Annotated in this window: 17 protein-coding genes; 15 read left to right on the top strand and 2 right to left on the bottom strand. The window is 68.1% G+C overall.

Going from position 1 to position 15633, the window contains the following annotated elements:
* The 4 genes from VNJ47_09160 to VNJ47_09145 form a co-directional block, all read left to right on the top strand.
* Nucleotides 1-1029, top strand: a 1029-nt coding sequence (locus VNJ47_09160) for an NADP-dependent oxidoreductase (GenBank protein HXG29001.1), incomplete at its 5' end; no start/stop codon positions are given.
* A gap of 32 nt (nucleotides 1030-1061) precedes the next feature.
* Nucleotides 1062-1472: an MAPEG family protein gene (locus tag VNJ47_09155; GenBank protein ID HXG29000.1), complete on the top strand. Its 411-nt coding sequence runs from the start codon at nucleotides 1062-1064 to the stop codon at nucleotides 1470-1472.
* Nucleotides 1473-1554: 82 nt separating this feature from the next.
* The gene (locus VNJ47_09150) at nucleotides 1555-1998 is read left to right on the top strand and encodes a DUF2834 domain-containing protein (protein HXG28999.1); all 444 of its coding nucleotides are present in this window, start codon (nucleotides 1555-1557) and stop codon (nucleotides 1996-1998) included.
* A 61-nt stretch (nucleotides 1999-2059) separates the two neighbouring features.
* The gene (locus tag VNJ47_09145; GenBank protein HXG28998.1) at nucleotides 2060-2554 is read left to right on the top strand and encodes a hypothetical protein; all 495 of its coding nucleotides are present in this window, start codon (nucleotides 2060-2062) and stop codon (nucleotides 2552-2554) included.
* 108 nt (nucleotides 2555-2662) lie between these two features.
* Here the strand turns inward: VNJ47_09145 and VNJ47_09140 are convergent, their stop codons facing one another.
* Entirely contained in the window at nucleotides 2663-2980 is a 318-nt protein-coding gene (locus VNJ47_09140; GenBank protein HXG28997.1) for a polyhydroxyalkanoic acid system family protein, read from the bottom strand.
* Nucleotides 2981-2992: 12 nt separating this feature from the next.
* Nucleotides 2993-4174 (bottom strand): multidrug effflux MFS transporter, encoded by a 1182-nt coding sequence (locus VNJ47_09135; protein ID HXG28996.1) that lies wholly within the window; start codon nucleotides 4172-4174, stop codon nucleotides 2993-2995.
* A 147-nt stretch (nucleotides 4175-4321) separates the two neighbouring features.
* On the opposite strand from VNJ47_09135, the gene VNJ47_09130 reads away from it, so the two are divergent.
* The 11 genes from VNJ47_09130 to VNJ47_09080 form a co-directional block, all read left to right on the top strand.
* A complete protein-coding gene (locus VNJ47_09130; GenBank protein ID HXG28995.1) occupies nucleotides 4322-4993 on the top strand; it encodes a hypothetical protein in 672 nt (223 codons plus the stop codon).
* Between the two features lies 1 nt (nucleotide 4994).
* Nucleotides 4995-5600 carry a DsbA family protein gene (locus tag VNJ47_09125; GenBank protein ID HXG28994.1) on the top strand — a complete coding sequence of 202 codons (606 nt, stop codon included), beginning with the start codon at nucleotides 4995-4997 and terminating at the stop codon, nucleotides 5598-5600.
* Nucleotides 5601-5825: 225 nt separating this feature from the next.
* On the top strand, nucleotides 5826-6704 hold the full coding sequence (locus tag VNJ47_09120) for a peptidylprolyl isomerase (GenBank protein ID HXG28993.1): 879 nt from the start codon (nucleotides 5826-5828) through the stop codon (nucleotides 6702-6704).
* Entirely contained in the window at nucleotides 6701-7747 is a 1047-nt protein-coding gene (locus VNJ47_09115; protein HXG28992.1) for a HupE/UreJ family protein, read from the top strand. The genes VNJ47_09120 and VNJ47_09115 overlap by 4 nt, the downstream gene beginning before the upstream one ends.
* A gap of 13 nt (nucleotides 7748-7760) precedes the next feature.
* Nucleotides 7761-10022 carry a DUF3604 domain-containing protein gene (locus VNJ47_09110; protein ID HXG28991.1) on the top strand — a complete coding sequence of 754 codons (2262 nt, stop codon included), beginning with the start codon at nucleotides 7761-7763 and terminating at the stop codon, nucleotides 10020-10022.
* A gap of 11 nt (nucleotides 10023-10033) precedes the next feature.
* Nucleotides 10034-10837 (top strand): SDR family NAD(P)-dependent oxidoreductase, encoded by an 804-nt coding sequence (locus VNJ47_09105; GenBank protein ID HXG28990.1) that lies wholly within the window; start codon nucleotides 10034-10036, stop codon nucleotides 10835-10837.
* A 46-nt stretch (nucleotides 10838-10883) separates the two neighbouring features.
* The gene (locus tag VNJ47_09100; protein ID HXG28989.1) at nucleotides 10884-12923 is read left to right on the top strand and encodes a TonB-dependent receptor; all 2040 of its coding nucleotides are present in this window, start codon (nucleotides 10884-10886) and stop codon (nucleotides 12921-12923) included.
* Between the two features lie 19 nt (nucleotides 12924-12942).
* A complete protein-coding gene (locus VNJ47_09095) occupies nucleotides 12943-13215 on the top strand; it encodes a hypothetical protein (GenBank protein ID HXG28988.1) in 273 nt (90 codons plus the stop codon).
* A 281-nt stretch (nucleotides 13216-13496) separates the two neighbouring features.
* Nucleotides 13497-14387: a cysteine synthase CysM gene (gene cysM / locus VNJ47_09090; GenBank protein ID HXG28987.1), complete on the top strand. Its 891-nt coding sequence runs from the start codon at nucleotides 13497-13499 to the stop codon at nucleotides 14385-14387.
* Nucleotides 14384-15166, top strand: coding sequence for a 3'-5' exonuclease (locus VNJ47_09085; GenBank protein HXG28986.1), 783 nt, complete (start codon nucleotides 14384-14386; stop codon nucleotides 15164-15166). Before cysM ends, VNJ47_09085 begins: the two co-directional genes overlap by 4 nt.
* Nucleotides 15167-15172: 6 nt before the next feature.
* A partial coding sequence (locus VNJ47_09080; GenBank protein HXG28985.1) for a 23S rRNA (uracil(1939)-C(5))-methyltransferase occupies nucleotides 15173-15633 on the top strand: 461 nt, incomplete at its 3' end.

The raw sequence follows: 15633 nt of genomic DNA, 5'->3' as shown, positions 1-15633 counted from the left end.
CCGGCGGTGAACCGCCGTTTCCTGCTGCGCCAGCGTCCGAGCGGGGATTACGACCCGCGCGTGCTGGAGCGCGTGGTCGAGGAAGTGCCCAGGCCCGGCCCCGGGCAGGCGCTGGTGCGCAACCTGTACCTGTCGCTGGATCCGACCAACCGCATCTGGATGAGCGAGGGTGACAGCTACCTGCCGCCGGTGCCGCTGGGCGCGGTGATGCGCGGCGGCGGTGTGGGCCGGGTGGTGGCGTCCAACACTTCGAAGTACCGCGTCGGCGCGATCGTCGGCGGCATGCTCAACTGGCAGGACTATGCGCTGATCGGCGAGAACGACGAGATCCCCGCACAGGTCATCCCGGGTTGGCTACCGGCGCCGCTGACGGCCACGCTCGGCGTGCTCGGCATCACCGGCATGACGGCCTATTTCGGTCTGCTCGACATCGGCCGGCCGAAGCGTGGTGAAACGGTGGTGGTCTCCGCCGCCGCCGGCGCGGTGGGCAGCGTGGTCGGGCAGATCGCCAAGATCCAGGGCTGCCGCGTGGTGGGCATCGCCGGCACGCGCGAGAAGTGCGAGTGGCTCACGCGCGAGCTGGGCTTCGACGTGGCGATCAACCGCCGCGATGCCGACTGGCGCGCGCAGCTGAAGGCCGCCTGCCCGCAGGGCGTGGACGTGAACTTCGAGAACGTCGGCGGCGAGATCATGGAGGCCGTGCTGGAGCTCATGAACCTGCACGGCCGCATCGTCCTGTGCGGGATGATCTCGCAATACGGCAAGGACGACCGCGCCAACCTCGGTCCGCGCAACTTCGTGGAGCTGCTGTTCAAACGCATCAGGCTGCAGGGCTTCATCATCCTGGACTACATGCCGCGCTTCCCGATGGCGCAGCTACGCATGCTGTGGTGGCTCAAGACCGGCCGCCTCAAGGACCGGCAGACGGTGGTCCAGGGCCTGGACAACGCGCCGCAGGCACTGGGCCAGCTGTTCACGGGCGAGAACACCGGCAAGCTGCTGGTGGAAATCGATACGCCGCCGGATTGATGTTGTGCAGGAGATAAAGGGAGTCATCGAACATGCAAGCCTGGTTATTGCCTTACGCGCCCACGGTGCTCGCCATGGGCGTGACGGCGGCGCTGTTCCTGGTGCAAATCCTGGTGGTGGACTTCGCCAGCATCAAGGCCAAGCACGTGCCGGGCACGCCGGTGCCGGCGGACCACGGCAACTTCCTGTTCCGTGCGGTGCGTGCGCATGCCAACACCAACGAGAGCCTGGCGGGCTTCGTGCTGCTGGCACTGTTCGGGATGCTCTCCGGCGCGCCGGCGCTGGCCTTCAACCTGGCGGCCTGGACCTATGTGCTGGGCCGGGCAGGGCATATGGCCTGCTACTACGCCGATCTGCGCACCGCGCGCTCGATTTTCTTCGGCATTGGGTTGGCGGCTTTGCTGGTGATGCTGGCGCTGGGCCTGCTGCCGTGGCTGGGTTGAGGCTGTTCATGCCTTTCCCCTCTCCCATTAATGGGAGAGGGGCGGGGGAGAGGGGATTGCTTCATAAGAACCAGGGGGACTCATGTCGCCGACGGAAATCTTCTATGTGGCCATCGGCCTGCTGTCGATCGGCGCCGTGTTTTGGGCCAACGCGCACCTGTACCGCAGCGGCAGCAAGGCGGCCGGCACTTCGGCGCTGGAAGGCGTCTGCTATGCCATTGCCGTCATCGCGCTGTTCGTGGGCTGGTATTTCAACTTCCAGTACTTCCGCCAGTACGGCGACCAGGCGAGCTGGTGGCACTGGACCACGCTGCTGTTCGTGAACCCGGCCTCGGCCTCGGGCGGGCAGGACCTGATCATCGCCAACCTGATCCTGCTGCCGTTGTGGACCATCCTGGACGGGCGCCGCGCGGGCATGAAGATCAGCTGGTGGTACTTCCCGATGAGCCTGGTGACGAGCTATGCCTTTGCCATCGCGCTGTTCCTGGCCGTGCGCGAGCGGCAGCTCCGGTGGAACGCGAGGTGAAGAATCGTCCCAGTCACTCAGGCTGCAAGCCTCTGGATCCCTGCTTTCGCCGGGATGACAGATGACGCTCCGTACGGCTGCCACGCGCGTGACGGTGAAACTGGCGCTGCGCGACCTCACGCTGGTCGCGCTCACGATTCTGCTCTGGCTGGCCAGCCTGCGGCTGGAACCGGGGACATCGCCCTGGGCGGTTCCGGTCGCCATCGCCGCCGGCGTCATGATTCCGGTCGGCGGCTTCCTGGCGCATGAGTGGGGCCATCTGATCGGCGCCTGGGCCAGCGGCGCGCGGGTGCACATGTCGGCCAGCCTGTGGACGCTGTTCCTGTTCGACTTCAGGCCGGGCGAGAACAGCCGCGAGCAGTTCCTGAGCCTGTCCTGCGGCGGCTTCATCGCCAGCGCGCTGGTGGTTGCGCTGCTGCTGGCGGTGCTGTCGCCGGCGCGGCTGGCGGATGCGATTGCGCTGGGACTCACGCTGCTCGGCGTGCTTGCGACCTTCGTGCTGGAGGTCCCGCCAGCCTGGCGGGCATACCGTAAGGGAGTGCTGCCGCTTTTGTAGGAGCCTGCCCTGCAGGCGACCGATGCGGCATCCGTTGACCTTATTGTCGCGCGCACGGCGCGCTCCTGCAGAAGACGTGGCTCATTGTCGAGCCTGCCTGCAGGCGATTCAGGCTCTGATCTCGCCGGCCTTGGCGCGCGCCACCCACTTCCTGATCTCGTCCTCGATCACCTTCAGCGCGCGTCCGCGGAAGGGCAGGAACAGGAACGGCACGTCCATCTCGGACTCGATGGTCTTGGGATGCACGTTGATGGTAGCGGTGAGCGTGAAGCCCTTCACCTTGAACGAAACCTCGGCACGGTGCTTGTCCAGCCAGCGGCTTTTGGGGTGGTACTCGGGGAACTTGCGCGAGTAGACCTTGATGGCGGCGTCGATGGCTTCCCTGGCCTGCTTCTGGGTGACGCCGTGCTGGATGACATGCTTCATGGTGCCATCATCCTAGCGCGACCGGACCACCCCGTGCAGCAGGAGGTTCGAGCCCAGCCCGCAGAGGGCGATCACCGCGGCCATCGGCAGGGCGCTGCCGTCATACCAGTCGCCGACGATCGCAGCGGTGCCGCCGGCGATGACGAACTGGAGAGTGCCGAGCAGGCCGGAGGCGGCGCCCGCGCGGTCGCCGAAGGGTGCCATGGCGGCGGCCACGGAGTTGGGGAAGGTGAAGCCGAGGCTGGTGATGCACAGCCACAGCGGCAGCAGGATGCCGGACAAGCCGCCGGCGCCGCTCAGCGCGGCGCCCAGCAGCACCAGCCCGCCGGCGAAGTAGACGGCCAGCGCGGCGCGCAGCACGTTCTGCGCCGGATAGCGCTTGAGCAGCCAGCGATTGAGCTGGGCGGCGCCGATCAGGCCGAAAGCATTGGCGCCAAACACGGCGGCGTAGCCATTCGGCGACAGGCCATACACCTCGATGAACACGAACGCGGATACCGAAATGTAGGCGAACATGCCGCCTTGCGCGGTGCCGCCGGCCAGCGCATAGCCCATGAAGCGGCGGTGCCTGAGCAGGTGCGCGTAGCCACGCAGTGCCGAGCCAAAGCTCAGGCTGGCGCCGGGCGGCGGGGTATGGGTTTCCTCGATGAAGCGCGCGACCGCCGCCAGGCACAACAGGCCGAACATCGCCTGCACGACGAAGATCGCCTGCCAGCCGGCGGCCTGCAGCACCACGCTGCCGAGCAGCGGCGCGAGGATCGGCGCCACGCCGATCACCAGGAGCAGCAGCGAAAGGATGCGGGCCATGTCCTGCGGCTCGAAGCGGTCGCGCACCATGGCGCGGGTCATGACCACGCCGGCGCAGCCGCCGAGCGCCTGCAGGAAGCGTAGGCCGATCAGCGCCGGCATGCTGGGCGCGAAGGCGCAGCCGAGCGTGGCGGCGATGTAAATGGCCAGGCCGGCCAGCAGCGGCGCGCGGCGGCCGTAGCGGTCCGAGACCGGGCCGTAGACCAGCTGGCCGAGGGCCAGGCCGGCGAAGAACAGCGCCAGGCTCATTTGGGCGGCATGCGCGTCCGAGCCGAAATGCCGCTGCAGCGTCGGCAGGCCCGGCAGGTACATGTCGATGGACAGCGGGCCGATGGCCACGACCGCGCCGAGGATCAGAATCCAGCGCCGGGTGGGTTCAGCGGGCATCGGAACGGTCGCGGCGCGGCATGCTGGCGGCGATTATCGTCGGTTCCCGGCCGGGCTGCCATTCCGAAAGCCGCCCATGTCCCTGTCCGACCAACGAATGTCCCGCAGGGCCAAGACCGGGGCAGGGCGGGAGCCTAGGGTGGTGCCATGCGCGACACCCTCCAGAAAGTCCTGATGCCCCGCCTGCTGGTGGCCTGGTTCGCCAGCCGCTGGCCGGGCCAGCTGTGGGCCTGGCTGCTGCGGCGCCTGGGCGGGCGGGCCGAGGTCGAGCTGTACTTCGCTTTCGACGACCCCTACAGCGTGGTGGCGCTGCCGCTGCTGGAGGTGGCCGCACGCCGGCGCACCGAGCTGAGCCTCTATCCGCTGGTGGAGCGCGGCATGGACCAGGACCCGGCGCTGGAACAGCGCCGGCACTTCGCCATCGAGGACAGCCTGCGCCTCCTGCGCCGCCGCGGGCTGAGCTTGCGTCGCCGCACGCCGCTGGCGCCGGCGGATACGGCCTTCCTCGCGACCTGGACCGAATCCCTGCGCGGCCGCCCGCAGATGCAGGCCTTCGTCGCCGCCGCGCTGACGCGGCTGTGGCTGGCTTCCGAGGGGCCGGTCCGTGCGGAGGACTATGCCGGGCTGTTCTGCGAGATCACCGGCGAGGCACCGCCGGCCGCGGGTGCGCTGCTGGCGCAGCGCCTCGCCGCCAACCGGACGCGCCAGCTGCGCAAGGGCCACTGGGAGTCGCCGGCGGCACGCGTGCAAGGCGAGTGGTTCTTCGCCCACGAGCGCATCCCGCAGATCGAAGAACGGCTGTCCTACCTGGGCTGGTGACATGAGCGCGCCGCAGGTCGAGTTTTTCTTTTCGTTCCGCAGCCCGTACTCGTATCTTGCGGCGCCGCGTGCCTTTGCGCTGCCCGAGCGTTATGCCATCGAACTCGTGTATCGCGGCGTACGGCCGATGGCGATGCGCGGCCAGCCGCTGCCGTTGGCGAAACGCCTGTACATCCTGCGCGACGCCAAGCGCGAGGCCGACCGTCTCGGCCTGCCGTTCGGAAAGATCCATGACCCGCTGGGCGAGGGCGTGTGGCGTTGCCTCACTGTCGCTGAGCATGCCGCGCGCGTCGGACGGCTGCGCGAGTTCGTGCTTGCGGCCAGCCTCGGCATCTGGGGCGAGGGCCTGGACGTGCTGCGCGATGCGCCGCTGCGCGCGCTGTGCGAGCGGGTCGGCCTGCGCTGGGACGACTGCCGCGCGGCGATTGCGAGTGCCGAATACCGCGAGCGGGTAGAGCACAACACCGCGCGGCTGGCCCAGCTCGGCCAGTGGGGCGTGCCGGTGTTCACCTTCGACGGTGCGGCCTTCTGGGGCCAGGACCGGATCGAGGATCTCGAATGGGCGCTGCGTGAGGCAGGGCTGGAACGCAAGGGAAAAGCGGCATGAAGCGGTTTCTGCGGGTGACAGTGCTGCTGCTCGCTGCGGCGTCCGGCCTGGCCTTCCTGAAACGCAAGGCGCCGTTGGAGCGCGTGATGCTCCAGCGCAATCATCCTGGTGGACGTGTTCGGCCCGCCGGGCATCGCTGGTGGAAGTGGCGCAGATCGCGCACCCGCTGCTGCTGGGTGAGGATGGGATGTTGTTCAGCTTGCGTCCCTGACGGGAGGTGCAGCCATGAGGGGTATCGGTATCGAAACTTTCCGGCGCGGGCTGCGTGAGCCGCTGTTGCGCTTCCTGCTCCTGGGACTGGTGATTCTCGGGGTGGACCGCCTTCTGACAGACGGCGACGCAAGCGAGCACGACACCCTGCGGATTGTGGTGAGCGCCGGGCGCCAGGCGGCGCTGGCGCAGGCCTTCCGGGCCGAGCAGGGGCGCGCGCCGCAGCCGGAGGAATTGCAGGCGCTGCTCGACCGCTGGATCGACGAGCAGGTGCTGTACCGCGAGGCCCTCGCGCTGGGCCTGGACCGGCGCGACGTGATCGTGCAACGCCAGCTGACGCAGAAGATGCGTTTCCTGATCGAGGATGACAGCCTGCTGCCGGAGCCGGACGAGGCCGCCTTGCAGGCCTGGCTCGACCGGTATCCGGAGCGCTACGGCCGCGCGCCCACGGTAAGTTTCGAACAGGTCTTCCTCAGCCGCGGTCGCCATGGTGAGCGGCTGGCACAGGAGGCTGAGCGCCTCGCCGCCCAGCTGCGGCGCGAGCCGGCGACCTTCGTCGGTCTCGGCGACCCCTTCCTGGTCGGGCAGGTGGTGACGCAGGCCGACTCTGCGCGCCTGCGCCGCGATTTCGGCGCCGGCTTTGCGGAGGCGTTGGCGCAGCTGTCGGCCGGCGAGTGGTCGCCGCCGCTGCCTTCGGCCTTCGGCCTGCACCTGGTGCGCATCACGGCCCGCGAGCCCTTCCGGCCCGCGGCACTGGCTGAGGTCGCGGAGCAGGTCCGGCGCGACTGGCGACTGGCGCAGCGCGAGGCACGCAACCGCGCCGTGCTGGCCGAGCTGCGTGCGCGCTATCGCATCGAGTTCGAAGACGCCCACAACGAGGGCCGCGCCGGATGAGGCGCGTATTGCTCCTGCTGGCGCTGTGGGGGGTGGTGCTACCGCTGTCTGCGCACGAGCTACAGACTGCGGTGCTGCGGCTGGAGGAGCTGCAGCCCGGCCTGTTGCAGGTGACACTGAAAACGCCGCTGGCGCGCGACGGCGGTGCGGCGGCCGTGGTGCCGCAGTTCCCGGCCGGCTGCGCGCCGGTGGGTGAGGTACGCGCCGAGCGCAGCGCGGAGTGGGTGCTGCGCCAGTGGCGCCTGCAGTGCGAGGCCTCGCTCGCGGGCCAGCGGCTGCGCATCGAGGGCCTGGACCCGCGGATGCCGGAAGCGCTGGTCACGCTGCGCCTGGTCGATGGCCACAGGCTCACCGCGGCGGTGGATCGCCAGGATCCCGTGGCGGTGCTGGCGCCGCAGCCCCAGGCCGGCCCGCCGCCCGGGCTGCTGGCCTATCTGCCGATCGGCATCGAGCACATCCTGCTCGGGCCCGACCATCTGCTGTTCGTGCTCGGCCTGATGCTGGTGGTGCTGGTTTCGGACCGGGGCTGGCGCACGCTGGTCGCGGCGGTGACCGCCTTCACACTCGCGCACAGTTTGACGCTGGCGCTGGCGGTGCTCGGCGTCGGGGGCCTGCCGTCAAAGCCGGTCGAGTTGCTGATCGCGCTCAGCATCGTCCTGCTGGCAGCCGAACTTGCCCGCTTCCGCCATTCCCACGCAAGCGGGACTCCAGCGCCTTCCATCGTCTTCCGCAAACCCTGGCTGGTGGCCTTCGTCTTCGGCCTGCTGCACGGCTTTGGTTTTGCCGGTGCGCTGGCCGAGGTCGGACTGCCGGAAGCGGCGCGCGGCTGGGCGCTGTTGCTGTTCAACCTGGGCGTCGAGCTCGGCCAGCTGCTGTTCGTCGCCACCGTGCTGCTGGTTTGGGCGCTGCTGCGGCGGGCCGGCGCCCTGCGCCTGCCGGCGCAGGGGATGGCGATCACGGTCACGCTGCTGGGCGGCGTGGCGATGTACTGGACGCTGGACCGGCTGCTGCTGTGGTCGGCGTCGCTGGGGGTTGGGGTGTGACATGTGCCGGATGATGAGCCTGGGCTTACTGGCCGTACTGCTGTCGGCTTGCGGCGGCAGCAGTAGCAAGGGCGGCACACCGCCCTTCGTGCCGCCGCCCGACGGCGGGCCGGTGGCCGGCCATTGCATGGATTTCCGCGAAAACCGCAAGAATGCCTACTTCGGTGACCTGCACACGCACACCTCGTATTCGCTGGACGCCTATTTTTTCAACGCCGCCAACGACCCGCGCGCCGCGCACCGCTTCGCCAAGGGCGAGACCGGCGGCCTGCCGGGGCTGGGCAGCGATGATCCGTACACGAAGCAGCGCGAGGTCAGCATCGGCCGGCCGCTGGACTTCAATGCGGTGACCGACCACGCCGAATTCCTGGGCGGCTTCGTTTACACCTGCGGGCTGACGCCGCTCTCGCGCCAGCTCTGTGACCAGCTGATCGGCCAGGGCATTCGCGACAACATCGTCGCGATTGCCGCCGGCGATACCCCGCTGCAACAGCAGCTGCTGCAGTCGCTGATCGGCTTCAGCCCGACCAATGTCTCCGCCTGGCACACGACCAAGCAGATCAACGACGAGGAGAACGAGCCCTGCCGATTCACGACCCTGCACGGCTACGAATTCAGCTCGAACGAGCTGTCGCAGATGTTCCACCGCAACGTGATTTTCAAGGGCGACACCGCGCACATGCCGCAGATGGTGTTCGGCGCCGCGCGGCCGGACACGGCGCTCAACCCGCAGAACGGCAACGACGACTGGGACCTGTTCGATCACCTGAATCTGGTCTGCAAGTCGGTGCCGGGCTGCGACGTGCTGACCATTCCGCACAACGGCAACCTCTCGGATGGCCGCATGTGGCTGCCGATGGAGCCGGGCACCGGCGTGCCGCTGGGCCGCAAGCTGGATTCGACCGACGTTTACTTCCCGATGACCTTCGCCGACGCGCAGCTGCGCGTAAGCCTCGATCGCGCGGTGGAGATCACCCAGCACAAGGGCCAGTCCGAGTGCGCGGTCGGGCTCGAGGGCGATTACCTGGACGGCGAGGAGTCGGCCTGCGACTTCGAGATCAACAAGAGCGTATGCCGCGGCGGGCCGGACGATCCGGCCAGCTGCGCGCAGTTGTGCACCGGCGATCCGCTCACCGATCCGAATTTCTGCAGCCATCGCACGGCCGGCAGCAACCTGGTGGACCTCTGCGTGAACCCGGGACCGGACGGGCGCTCGCGCCCGGCCGGCGACCCGGACGCGGTCGGCACCGGCAACTGCACGCATCCGCTCGACTATTACCGCAACGCGATCGCGGAAGGGCTGGCGATCCGGCAGAACCTCGGCATTAACCCCTACAAGGCCAACATCATCGCGGCCACCGACACGCACAACGGCATTTCGGGCAATGCCGCAGAGCGCGGCTTCGTTGGCCATGGCGGCGTGCTCGACGACGAGCCGCAGGAGCTGTTCGGTTTCTGGGCCTGCGACAGCGGCGAGCCGGCGGATCCGGCCAGCTGCAGCAACCGCCGTTTCCTCGACTTTGCGCGCACGCTCAATCCCGGCGGGCTCGCCGGCGTATGGGCGCGGGAAAACACGCGCGACGAGATCTGGGACGCGCTGCACCGCGGCGAAACCTGGGGCACTTCCGGCCCGCGCATGAAGATCCGCAGCATCGGCGGCTGGAACCTGCCGGCCAACACCTGCGCACAGCTCGCGGCCGGCGTGAATCCGGTGGACACCGGCGCGGCCGAGGGTGCGCTGATGGGCGGCAACCTGCCGCTACCCCCGCAGGGGCGGCCGCAGATCGCGGTCTGGGCGCAGCAGGACCCGGAGAATTACCCGCTCCAGCGCATCGACATCGTCAAGGGCTGGGTGGACGCCCAGGGTAAACCGCGCGTGAAGGTGTTCGAGGGCGTAGCGCGCACCCCGCATGCGGTGCAGCGGCCCTCGATGAGCGACTGCAGCGTGCCGGTGGGCAGCCATCCCGAGCAGCTGTGCACGGTCTGGACCGATCCCGAGTTCGACCCGGCCCAGGACGCCTATTACTACGCGCGTGCGCTGGAGGTACCGTCCTGCCGCTGGTCGGCCTGGCAGTGCAACGTGGAGAAAAAGGTGGACTGCAGCCGCCTCGACGCGGCCAACGGCATGTTTCCGGCGAATAGCGGCTTTGCCGGCTACGAGGGCTGCTGCGTGATCGAGGGCGCGCCCGGCAGCTTCCGCGGCCGCAACCATTTCCACACGATCGAGGAACGCGCCTGGGCCTCGCCGATCTGGTACGAAACCGCCTCACCTTGAGGAACTGCGGCATGAAGGACTTCAGGAACAGGCTCGTTCTGATCACCGGCGGCAACAGTGGCATCGGCGAGGCGCTGGCGCTGGCCTTCGCGCGATCCGGTGCGCGGCTGATCCTCACCGCACGCGACGCCGACCGGCTGGAAGCCGTACGCCAGCGCTGCGTGGCGCTGGGCACGCAGGCAGAAACCTTCGCTGCGGATGTCACCGATCAAAAGCAGGTGCAGGCGCTGGCGGACTGGATACATGCTCGACACGCGGCGCTCGACGTGCTGGTCAACAACGCCGGCGTGGTCATGGGCGGGCTGCTGACGGACGTCGAGCCGGCCGACTGGCGGCGCCTGCACGAGATCAACGTCATGGGCGTGGTGCACGGCTGCCGCGCCTTCCTGCCGCGGATGATCGAGCGTGGCCAGGGCGGGCAGGTGGTCAACATGGCCTCGGCCTCCGGCTTCATCGGCACACTGGGCATGAGCACCTACTGCGCCAGCAAGTTCGCGCTGGTCGGGCTGTCCGAGAGCCTGCGCGCGGAGCTGAAGCGCAGCGGCATCGGGGTCAGCGTCATCTGCCCCAGTTACGTGAAGACGCCGATTGCCGGCAAGGTCAAGCTCGTCGGCGCGCTGGACAATGATCGCACGCGGGCGCGGATCGAACGCGAGTTCGCGCAGAATTCGGTCACGCCGGAGGAGGTCGCCAAGCGCACGCTGCGTGCGATTCGCCGCAATCGGTTCATGGTGCCGGTGGGCCGCCAGGCCCGGATGGGCTGGGTGATGAAACGCTGGGCGCCGGGTCTGCTGGGCAGGTTGACCGGCGGTTAAGATGCACGGACGAATGTAAACATCGAGATACGCGGGGGCACGAATCATGCGAAAGGCGGCATGCTCGGTATTGATACTCAGCGGTGCGCTGCCGGCCGCGCCGGCCATGGCACATGTGCCGGTGGCGGAAACGCTACCGGCGCTGGAGGTCAAGGGCGAGCGGGTCAAGCCCGACGCCGCCAGCGCCGGCACCCTGGAAGGCGACGCGCTGGTCGCGCAGCCGATCTATCGCGCCGGCGATATCCTGGAAAACGTGCCGGGCCTGATCCTTACGCAGCACAGCGGCGAGGGCAAGGCCAACCAGTTCTTTCTGCGTGGTTTCAACCTCGATCACGGCACGGATTTCGCGATTACCGTGGATGGCATGCCGGTCAACCTGCGCAGCCACGGCCACGGCCAGGGTTATGCCGACCTCGGTTTCGTCATCCCCGAGCTGGTGGACCACATCCATTACCGCAAGGGGCCGTACTATCCGGACGCCGGTGATTTTTCCGCGGCCGGCAATGTGCACGTGGACTATCGCGACGAGCTGCCGCGCGGACTGGCCAGCGGCACGCTGGGCGAAGATGGCGCGCGGCGTCTGTTGTTGGCCGACAGCCAGTCACTGGCGAGCGGACGGCTGCTGTATGCGCTGGAACGCCTGCATCATGACGGTCCCTGGCAGAACCCGGATGACTACCACCGCACGAATGCCGTGCTGCGCTACAGCCAGGGCAATGAGCAGGCAGGGTTCGGCCTCAGCTTCATGGGCCATGATGCCGCGGGCAATGCCACCAACCAGATCCCGCTGCGCGCGGTGGAATCGGGCGCGCTCGACCGTTTCGGGTCGCTGGATCCCAGCGACGGCTCGGACAGTTACCGCTACAGCCTCTCGGGTCGCTGGCACCGGCGCGCGGCCGGGGCGCTGACCGAGGCCAGTGCCTACGCCGTGCGCAGCGACCTGGCGTTGTTCTCCAATTTCACCTATTTCCAGAACGATCCGGTCAATGGTGACCAGTTCGAGCAGCGCGATGACCGCAAGCTGTACGGTTTCGATCTCAGCCGCCGCTGGTTCGGCGGCCGCGAACCGCGCCCGGTCGAGAACGCGCTGGGGTTGCAGTTCCGCCACGACGATATCGCCAACGGCCTGTTCAACACGCGCCAGCGCCAGCGCCTGTCCACGACCCGTGCCGACGACATCGAGCAGACCAGCACGGCCTTGTACTGGGAGAACCGCGTGCAGTGGCAGGACCGGCTGCGTACCACGCTGGGTCTGCGTGCCGACTTTTTCCGCGCCGAGGTGGACAGCGACAACCCGGCCAACTCGGGCAGGGAAAGCGACAGCATCGTCAACCCACAGTTTGGGCTGGTCTATGGTCCGTTCGGCGGTATCGAGTATTTTTTCAACGCCGGCGGCGGTTACCACAGCAACGATGCGCGCGGCACTACGATCACGGTCGACCCGGTTTCCGGCCTGGCGGCGGAGCAGGTGCCCTACCTGGTGCGGGCCAAGGGCTATGAGTTTGGTGTGCGCCATGAGCGCCTGCCGGGACTCAAGACCGCCTTCGCGCTGTTCGCGCTCGATTTCGACTCCGAGCTGGTATTCGTCGGCGATGCCGGCAGCACCGAGGCTGGCCGGCCCAGCCGGCGCATCGGCGCGGAGCTGTCCTTGGATTACCTGCTGGCGCCCTGGCTGCTGCTGGATGCCGACCTGGCCTATGCACGGGCGCGTTTCCGCGACTCGGACCCGGCCGGTGACCGCATTCCCGGCGCGGTCGAGGGCGTGGCCAGCCTCGGGCTGACCGTGGATCAGCGCGGGCCCTGGTTCGGCGCCGTGCACCTACGCTGGTTCGGCCCGCGGCCGCTGATCGAGGACGACAGCGAGCGTTCGGACAGCACGACGTTGTTGAGTGCACGGGTTGGGTACCGCATCAGCGAACGGCTGCGCATCGCGCTGGACGGTTTCAACCTGCTCGACCGCAAGGACAGCCAGATCGATTATTTCTACGAATCCCAGTTACCGGGCGAGGCTGCGCCGGTCGAGGATGTGCACTTCCACCCGGTGGAGCCCCGGTCATTTCGCCTGAGTGCCATCGCCGAGTTCTAGGATCAAGGGGAGGATCCAAGTGTTAGACCACCGCAGTTTCTGGATCGCCAACATCATTGGCCTGCTAGCCATCTATGCCGGCGGCGCCTACATGGCCTTCAACGGGCAACCGACCCATTGGCTGGCGCTGCTCACTGCCATCATCCTGGTGGCACACCTGATCGAGATCCCGCTGGCCTTCAGCAAGCTCAAGGCGCGCAGCCCGCAGCCGCTGCGCGTGGCGGTGCTGACCTTCGTGCTGGGTTTGCTGTGGTGGGTGCCAGCGAGCCGCGGAATGTTCGCGGTTCGATAACGGCGTATCTGCTACAGGTAGGAGCTTGACTGCAAGCGACCCTTGGGAGTGTCGCGCACAGGGTGCGCTCCTACAGGATCTCCTGTAGGAGCCGGCCCTGCCGGCGACTCTGATTTCCCGTCACCCCCGAATGCTCCCACTACTCCGTCGTCCCCGAACGCTTTGGTCGGGGATCCATGCTGGAATGGATTCACGCCAGGAGCGCGCGGGAATGACGGGAAAGGAAGGCGGGAATGTCGGGTGGAGCGCAATTTCGCAGCAATCCTTTAGACTAGCGGGATATGAGCTATCCCACCCTCGAACAGTTCATCGGCAATACGCCACTGGTACGCCTGCAGCGCATCGCCGGCAAGACCCGCAACGTCATCCTCGGCAAGCTCGAGGGCAATAACCCGGCCGGCTCGGTCAAGGACCGGCCCGCCTACAGCATGATCAAGCACGCGGAGGAACGCGGCGAGATCAAGCCCGGTGACACGCTGATCGAGGCCACCTCCGGCAACACCGGCATCGCGCTGGCGATGGTGGCGGCGACCAAAGGCTACCGCATGGTGCTGATCATGCCCGAGCACCTGTCCCTCGAGCGACGCCAGGCGATGCGCGCCTTCGGCGCCGAGATCATCCTGGTGACCAAGGACGAAGGCATGGAAGGTGCCCGCGACCTGGCCGAAAAGATGCAGCGCGAGGGCAAAGGCCGGGTGCTCGATCAGTTCGCCAACCCGGACAACCCGCGCGCGCACTACGAAGGCACTGCGCCGGAGATCTGGCGCGACACACAGGGCAGGATCACGCACTTCGTCAGCTCGATGGGCACCACCGGCACGATCATGGGCTGCTCGCGCTTCTTCAAAGAGAAGAACCCGGGCATCCAGATCGTCGGCGTGCAGCCGGACGGCGAGTCTTCCATTCCCGGCATCCGCAAGTGGCCTGAGGCCTACCTGCCGAAGATCTTCGAGCCGCCGCGGGTGGACCGGGTGATCGAGGTCAGCGCCCGCGACGCCGAGGACACCATGCGCGAACTGGCGCGCGTCGAGGGTTTGTTCTGCGGCCCGTCCTCGGGCGGCGCGACCTGGGCGGCACTGCAGCTGTCCAAAGAGGTGGAAGACGCCGTCATCGTCACCATCATCTGCGACCGCGGCGACCGCTACCTCTCCACCGGCGTTTTTCCCGCTTGAGCCTCGACACCACGCTGGCCTTCGATATCGAGACCCTCCCGGACATCGAGGGTGGCCGGCGCCTGTACGGGCTAGAGGGCCTGAGCGACGCCGAGGTCGCTGCCGCCATGCAGCAGCTGAGGCTGCAGGCTCGCGGCAGCGATTTCTTGCCGCATCACCTGCAACGTGTGGCGGCCATTGCCTGCGTGCTGCGCTCGTCCGAGGGCCTGCGCGTGTGGTCGCTGGGCAAGCCGGAGTCCGACGAGAAGGAGCTGATCACGCGCTTCTTCGAGGGCATCGAGCGCTACCGGCCGACGCTGGTGTCCTGGAACGGCTCGGGCTTCGACCTGCCGGTGCTGCATTACCGCGCGCTGATCCAGGGTGTGTCCGCTCCGGCCTACTGGGACACCGGCCGGCATGACCGCGAGGCCAAGTGGAACAACTACCTGGGCCGTTACCACGAGCGCCACACCGACGTCATGGACGTGCTGGCGGCCTACCAGGCCCGCGCCTTCGCGCCGCTGGACGAGATCGCGCAGCTGCTGGGGCTGCCCGGCAAGCTGGGCATGGATGGCAGCCGGGTCTGGGAGAGCTTTCTCGCCGGTCGGATCGCGGACATCCGCAATTACTGCGAGACCGATGCGCTCAACACCTACCTGATCTACCTGCGTTTCCAGCACCTGCGCGGCCTGCTCGGCGACCAGGCGCTGGCCGAGGAGCAGGCACTGGTGCGCAAGACCCTTAAGGCCGCCGGCCAGCCGCATCTGCAGGCCTTTCTCGACGCCTGGCCGACGCACTAGTCTGCGATGCCGCGCACGCACCGCCAGCGGGCGCCGGAAGGGCCCTTCGAAATCCGCATCCAGGACATCACCCACGAGGGTGTCGGCGTCGCGCGCCAGGCCGATGGCAAGGCCCTGTTCATTCCGGATGCCTTGCCGGGCGAACGGGTGCGCTACCTGCGCACGCAGCGCCGGCGCGATCATGACCAGGGGCGCCTGCTGGAGGTGCTGGAACCCGCGCCCGAGCGCGTGGCGCCGCGCTGCCCGCATTTCGGTTACTGCGGCGGCTGCAGCCTGCAGCACCTGGCATCCGAAGCGCAGCTGGCACTCAAGCAGCGCTGGCTGCTCGACAGCCTGGCGCGCATCGGCGGCGTGCAGCCCGAGCGCGTGCTGCCTGCGCTCGCCGGTCCGGTCTGGCATTACCGCCGGCGGGCGCGGCTGGCGGTGCGGCATGTGGTCAAGAAGGCTCGGGTGCTGGTGGGCTTCCG

The sequence above is a fragment of the Nevskiales bacterium genome (assembly GCA_035574475.1).
In the GTDB taxonomy this organism is placed as follows: domain Bacteria; phylum Pseudomonadota; class Gammaproteobacteria; order Nevskiales; family DATLYR01; genus DATLYR01.
The sequence above is the reverse complement of the archived record's forward strand: the minus strand, read 5'-3'. Positions and strand labels throughout refer to the sequence as shown.

Excerpts from the sequence above, each read along its gene's own strand:
- VNJ47_09135 (HXG28996.1), bottom strand. The coding sequence starts at position 4,174 with ATGCCCGCTGAACCCACCCGGCGCTGGATTCTGATCCTCGGCGCGGTC.
- VNJ47_09105 (HXG28990.1), top strand. The coding sequence starts at position 10,034 with ATGAAGGACTTCAGGAACAGGCTCGTTCTGATCACCGGCGGCAACAGT.
- VNJ47_09150 (HXG28999.1), top strand. The coding sequence starts at position 1,555 with ATGTCGCCGACGGAAATCTTCTATGTGGCCATCGGCCTGCTGTCGATC.
- cysM (HXG28987.1), top strand. The coding sequence starts at position 13,497 with ATGAGCTATCCCACCCTCGAACAGTTCATCGGCAATACGCCACTGGTA.
- VNJ47_09145 (HXG28998.1), top strand. The coding sequence starts at position 2,060 with ATGACGCTCCGTACGGCTGCCACGCGCGTGACGGTGAAACTGGCGCTG.
- VNJ47_09130 (HXG28995.1), top strand. The coding sequence starts at position 4,322 with ATGCGCGACACCCTCCAGAAAGTCCTGATGCCCCGCCTGCTGGTGGCC.
- VNJ47_09115 (HXG28992.1), top strand. The coding sequence starts at position 6,701 with ATGAGGCGCGTATTGCTCCTGCTGGCGCTGTGGGGGGTGGTGCTACCG.
- VNJ47_09100 (HXG28989.1), top strand. The coding sequence starts at position 10,884 with ATGCGAAAGGCGGCATGCTCGGTATTGATACTCAGCGGTGCGCTGCCG.
- VNJ47_09120 (HXG28993.1), top strand. The coding sequence starts at position 5,826 with ATGAGGGGTATCGGTATCGAAACTTTCCGGCGCGGGCTGCGTGAGCCG.
- VNJ47_09125 (HXG28994.1), top strand. The coding sequence starts at position 4,995 with ATGAGCGCGCCGCAGGTCGAGTTTTTCTTTTCGTTCCGCAGCCCGTAC.
- VNJ47_09155 (HXG29000.1), top strand. The coding sequence starts at position 1,062 with ATGCAAGCCTGGTTATTGCCTTACGCGCCCACGGTGCTCGCCATGGGC.
- VNJ47_09140 (HXG28997.1), bottom strand. The coding sequence starts at position 2,980 with ATGAAGCATGTCATCCAGCACGGCGTCACCCAGAAGCAGGCCAGGGAA.
- VNJ47_09110 (HXG28991.1), top strand. The coding sequence starts at position 7,761 with ATGAGCCTGGGCTTACTGGCCGTACTGCTGTCGGCTTGCGGCGGCAGC.